The 5,249-nt window shown below is 66.0% G+C and carries 5 protein-coding genes; 3 read left to right on the plus strand and 2 right to left on the minus strand.

Features of this window, described 5'->3' with window-relative positions; genetic code table 11:
• The first annotated feature begins 638 nt into the window (after window positions 1-638).
• The 3 genes from ACWD4J_RS43860 (at window position 639) to ACWD4J_RS43870 (ending at window position 2,929) form a co-directional block, all read left to right on the plus strand.
• Window positions 639-836, plus strand: coding sequence for a type II toxin-antitoxin system prevent-host-death family antitoxin (locus tag ACWD4J_RS43860; protein ID WP_451401160.1), 198 nt, complete (start codon window positions 639-641; stop codon window positions 834-836).
• Entirely contained in the window at window positions 833-2,179 is a 1,347-nt protein-coding gene (locus tag ACWD4J_RS43865; RefSeq protein ID WP_451401161.1) for a serine/threonine-protein kinase, read from the plus strand. Before ACWD4J_RS43860 ends, ACWD4J_RS43865 begins: the two co-directional genes overlap by 4 nt.
• 228 nt (window positions 2,180-2,407) lie before the next feature.
• Complete coding sequence (locus ACWD4J_RS43870; RefSeq protein WP_451401162.1) at window positions 2,408-2,929, plus strand: hypothetical protein; 522 nt, start codon at window positions 2,408-2,410, stop codon at window positions 2,927-2,929.
• A 129-nt stretch (window positions 2,930-3,058) separates the two neighbouring features.
• Here the strand turns inward: ACWD4J_RS43870 and ACWD4J_RS43875 are convergent.
• Window positions 3,059-4,212, minus strand: a protein-coding gene (locus ACWD4J_RS43875; RefSeq protein WP_451401164.1) for an IS3 family transposase whose coding sequence is annotated in 2 segments (ribosomal slippage) — window positions 3,059-3,925 and window positions 3,928-4,212 — 1,152 coding nt in all. Because the reading frame shifts where the segments join, the coding sequence is not laid out codon by codon here.
• Window positions 4,213-4,446: 234 nt separating this feature from the next.
• Entirely contained in the window at window positions 4,447-4,893 is a 447-nt protein-coding gene (locus ACWD4J_RS43880) for a TIGR03618 family F420-dependent PPOX class oxidoreductase (RefSeq protein WP_451401163.1), read from the minus strand.
• Between the last annotated feature and the right edge of the window lie 356 nt (window positions 4,894-5,249).

Consider the following 5,249-nt stretch of genomic DNA (forward strand, 5'->3'; position numbering starts at 1 on the left):
TACCTTCAACACCCCACTGACCAGCACCAAAACACCAACCACGAGACCAGCACCACCGACTCTCACCACCACCGACCCCAAGCCGAGAAGCCGCACACGCTGGCCCGAACCTGCCGATGCCGGTCGGCACCCGCGTCGCCCTCGACGCGCAGCGGCGGACCCTGTCGCTACTCGAACCGGCGGGTACGCCCGCTCACGGTGACCCGACCGGGCGGCTGAGCAGCACGGATCAGTGAGCCGACGGCTGGGCAGCAGCCCAGGGGCCGACTCACGTTGCGGCGACCGACGGCTTGGGTCGCTTCGGCTGGAGGGCCTGGACCTGATCTGGGCCGCACTGCAACGTGCGGTCGCGGACCTGCTGATCGCCGAGTCTGTGACCGGGCGGACGTCTAGCGGGAGTTAATCGGGGAGGCCCCTGCGGGTAGCGCGACAGCGCAGGACGATCATGAGCGTCTCGCGTGCGTCCCGGCGCCGCTCCGATAGCCGGTCAAGAATGGGTGCGCCGACCTGTCCAGGGCGGGCGAAGCGCAGCGTGTAGGCCCGTCGTCACCGTCAAACCGGCCGGGGATGCGGGGGTCATCCGGTGGCGATCGCTCCGATCCCTTCCTTCGTTCATGACACTTCGTCAAACTACATTCATGACCGAGGCGGTATCGATAACCCGTGCGCGACCGATCCTGAACGACCTCGCCCGCCGGGTCGCCACCACCCGTGAGCCCATCGTCCTGACCGACCACGGCCGGGCAATTGCCACGATCGTGCCCATGCCTCCCGGGCGGGCCGACGACCCCGGCGGCAGATCCGAGGAAGCGGCCGGAACGGTGCCGGCCGGATGAGCAGCCCACAACGGCGCATCGCCGACCAATACCGCCTGGTACGCGAGCTGGCCGGAGGCGGCTTCGGCCGCATCTGGCAGGCCTACGACGAACACCTGGACGTCGATGTGGCGGTCAAGGAGGTATGGTTCCCTCCCGCCATCGACCCCTCGGAGCACTCCCGGCGGCTCGAATATGCCGCGCGGGAGGCCCGCAACGCCGCCAAGCTGCGCAATCATCCGCACATCGTGCCGGTCTACAGCGTCGTCATCGAGGACGACCGGCCGTGGATCGTGATGGAACTGGTCCGCGGCGGTTCCCTGGCAGACCGGCTGGCGCAGGGCTCGCTGCCGCCGAAGAAGGTGGCCGATGTCGCGGAGGCAATGCTGAAAGCGCTGGACGCGGCCCACAAGGCCAAGATGGTCCACCGGGACGTGAAACCGGCGAACATCATGCTTGCCGACGACGGCAGGGTACTCCTGACCGACTTCGGTATCGCCGCCCACCAAGACGACACCCGCCTCACCACCGTCGGCAACGTCATCGGGACACCGGAATACCTCGCCCCCGAGCGCATCAACGGCGCGGAGGCCGGGCCCGCGAGCGACCTGTTCGCCCTCGGCGTCACGCTCTACCGTGCAGCCGAGGGCAAATCCCCGTTCCGGCGTGAAACGGACACCGCAACCCTGGGCGCGGTGGCGACGCAGCAGCCGCCGCCGATGAAGAAGGCCGACGGCCTCGAATCGCTGATCTTCGGCCTATTAGACAAGGACCCGAAGAAGCGCCTGACTGCAGCTGCCGCGCTGGAGAGGCTGCGCGGTTGGCAGACGGGTCAGAAGCCCCCGGACGACAGCCCGTTCGAGGCGGTCTGGACGGGCAAAGAACCCCTGGACACCTATGCCGAGAAGCTCCCGAATCCTCGGCCCTCGCAGACGTTCGCGGGATGGTTCGGAACAAAGAAGTTTGCGGTGCCTGAGGTGAGATCGGGCTGGGTCTTGCACGTCGGCCCGAAATACATCATGACCACCGACTCCACAGAGCGCCGTGAATTCACTTGGGACCGGATCTTGTACATCTCCATCAGGGAGTTCCGGAACTGGGGTCCCTACCAGTTCACCGCGCTCTACCTGACGTTCATGCCGGGCTCCGAGCCTCCCTTGCTTAAGCCGGCGGGATGGCCCTATCCGAAGACGCCTCCCCCCGAAAGCGCTCCAGAAGTCCCGGTCTGCGTCCTGGGCCCGATGACGCCGGAGCAGCGGGCTGAGTTGTCCGGGGCCCTCGGCAGATACGGCGGCAGGCGCTGGAAGCCCTTCGCACGTGCTGCCAATGAGTTCATCACAAGGATTCGTGGATGGAGACGGTGAGCGTGGCCTGGAGACTCGCAGTCGGCGGTCGAGTAGGAACCATGCAGAGTCCAAGTGCGATGCCACAGCAAGTCCCGTTCGGTGTCTCGTCGGCACTCGGAACCGTGAGGTAACGGTGCAGGGAGGTCTTGGGGATACCGGTCTTCTCGGCGATCTTGCCAAGGCTGCTGCCCTGCTGCTTGAGGAGCTTGGTGCCGCCGCAGTCCGCCAACTCACGACGGTCAGCGCATGACCAGTGACGGTGTAGTCGTGGACGAGGCACTCCGCGCGGCATGGGACTCGTACCGGATCTTAGAGAAGCGCACGTCAGAGAAGGAACGTCGGCAGGCGCAGCAGCGTGTCCAGGCCGCGATGGACACCTACGGCCGGGAGGAAGTGTCCCGGGGCTCAGTCTTCCTGGTGGGCGTGTTGACCGCGCACATCATCGGCCAGCAGGACGGTGGAGAGGAGGACCGCCTCGATCCGCTCAGTGATCTGATCCCGGCCGTGATCCGCAAGCTCCCCGACTTCGAACTGGCCGACCCCGCCCGGGTACCGATGGTCACCGGCGTCCTCATGGCCGCGGCCATGGGCATGGACACAGTGGCCTGGCGCGACCAGTTCGGGACGATCCCACCGAAGGAAGCCCTGGTACACAACTTCGTGCTCTGGCTGCTCGCTGACCTCTTCGACAGCCTGGTCGAACAGCCTGGCGCCACCGACCTGCTCATACGGGAGACCTTCAACTCCATGGCCACCGACCCCGGTTGATACCCGGACACTGCTGGAGCACAGCGGTGAATACGCGTTGCACCTCACAGCCTCACAGCTCACCTCGCCTACCTGGGGGAATGGGGTGGGGTCTGCTGCAGGTTTGGGTGACAGGTTCGATCACGCGGCCTAGACGGCCGGTGTGGTCATGACGGTTTCGAATTCGATGGGGGTCAGCCGGCCGAGCGAGTCTTGCTGGCGGCGTCGGTGGTAGGTCCTCTCGATCCAGGTCACGATCGCGATACGCAGTTCCTGACGGGTGGCCCACGATCGGCGGTCGAGGACGTTCTTCTGCAGCAGGCTGAACAAGGACTCCATGGCCGCGTTGTCGCCTGCCGCCCCGACCCTTCCTATCGAACCGGCCATCCCGTGACCGTTGAGCGCCCGAACGAATTTCCGTGACCGGAACTGCGACCCGCGATCGGTGTGCAGAATGCACCCGACGACCTTCTCCCGCCGGGCAACAGCATTGTTCAGGGCCGTCACGGCGAGGCGGGACTTCATCCGCGCGTCGATGGAGTAGCCGACGATCCTCTTGCTGAAGACGTCCTTGATCGCACAGAGACGCAACTTTCCTTCGCCGGTGGCGTGTTCGGTGATATCGGCGAGCCACAGGCGGTTCGGGCCATTCGCGGTGAAGTCACGGCGGACCAGGTCGTCGTGCACCGGCGGACCGGCCTTCTTGGTCCTGCCGCGTCTTTTCCCGAACACGCTCCACCAGCGATTGTCCCGGCAGATCCGCCACGCAGTCCGGTCGGCCATGAGCGACCCTGCATCGCGGGCTTCATCGGCCAGGAAGCGGTAGCCGAACTCCGGATCCTCACGATGGGCGTCGAACAACGCATTCGCGCGGTAAGCCTCCTCCAGCACGGCATCGGTCACCGGCCGGTCGAGCCAGCGGTAGTAGGGCTGTCTCGCGAGCCTGAGTACCCGGCACGTGACCGTGACGGGAACCCCGTCCACGGCCAGCTCCTTCACGAGCGGGTAGATCCTTTTCCCGGCAGATTCGCCTGCGACAGGTAAGCCGCGGCCCGCCGCAGGACCTCGTTCTCCTGCTCCAGCAGCTTGATCCGCCGACGCACGGCCCGTAGTTCCGCGTTCTCCTGCGTGGTCGTTCCGGGTTTCACCCCGTCGTCGATGTCCGCACGGCGCATCCACTTCGACAGCGTCACCGCGTGGACGCCGAAGTCGGCAGCCACCTGCTCCAGTGTCACGCCCGGACCGCGGTTCCTCGAGACCCGCACAACTTCCTCACGGAACTCCTCGGGATAAGGCTTGGGCACAGCGACATCCTTCCCACCCGCCCCGCAGGGCAAGCCAGTTCAGATGTCACCCAAACCTGCAGCAGACCCCAAAGCCGGAAATTGTGACTGAGCAGTTCAGTTGGCGAATGAGCGCTTGAGTTGGCGGCGCTGAGCCCGCTGCCTGGGCGAAGCCGTGCTGCTAGCAACAGACTGGCACCGCAGTCCCGGAAGCGGGCCGGGCACCGGGAGCGGGATGGCGCTCGGGTTTGCCGGTCAGGAAGCGGGGACGGGGCCGCCGGGTCGGAACCGTTCCACTCCGACGATGTGCCGCACTTTGACGGGGCGCACGATCACCGCGACCCGCTGTTCTCCCGGCGTGATCCACTCGAAACGCTCGCTGCCCAGATACTTGCGGGCCAGCCGGTCCATCCGGTCGTGCGCCTCCTCGCCCTCGATGAAGCGGGCCACCACACCACTGATCTGCACTCGGTCGAAGGGATCGGTGACGTCCGCGTGCGAGAGATAGACGCGGGGGTCACGGCGCAGGTTTTCCTCCTTCACCCGGCCCACCGAGGTGTTGAACATCAGCTCCCCCTCTCCCTCCAGGTCCACCCACATCGGGCTGACCTGCGGTGCTCCGTCGGCGAACACGGTGCCGACGTACCAGATGTTGGGGGCTTGCAGCCGGGCACGGACGACTTCGTCGAAGGTCGCAGTCATCCTGGGAGGCTATCAACCATGATCGGCGGGACGGCGCGGGGAGCCGTGGATTCGGGCAGGTAAAGCCGAGTGCCGTGGAGCCATCCTTACGCTCATGCCCCTGGTGGCCGAGACTTTGGCAGCGGGCTGGTCACCGGCGCTCGTACTGTGCCGGGTAGGGCCCGCCACCTGAAATGCTCAGCCCTGCCAAGTCTCGCGCTCACCCGCCAACCGAATCGCTCAGTCACAGAATGTGACTGAGCGATTCCATGAGGGAGCGGACTGAGTGGGCGGTTCGTGAGTCTATGTGTGGTTCTGGTGTCGCCTGATGGTGTGGGCGAAGCCGGAACGTGCCGGTCCGATGCCGGTGGCCTGCT

Source organism: Streptomyces sp. NPDC002577, from assembly GCF_053594815.1.

Excerpts from the sequence above, each read along its gene's own strand:
- ACWD4J_RS43860 (WP_451401160.1), top strand. The coding sequence starts at position 639 with ATGACCGAGGCGGTATCGATAACCCGTGCGCGACCGATCCTGAACGAC.
- ACWD4J_RS43865 (WP_451401161.1), top strand. The coding sequence starts at position 833 with ATGAGCAGCCCACAACGGCGCATCGCCGACCAATACCGCCTGGTACGC.
- ACWD4J_RS43870 (WP_451401162.1), top strand. The coding sequence starts at position 2,408 with ATGACCAGTGACGGTGTAGTCGTGGACGAGGCACTCCGCGCGGCATGG.
- ACWD4J_RS43880 (WP_451401163.1), bottom strand. The coding sequence starts at position 4,893 with ATGACTGCGACCTTCGACGAAGTCGTCCGTGCCCGGCTGCAAGCCCCC.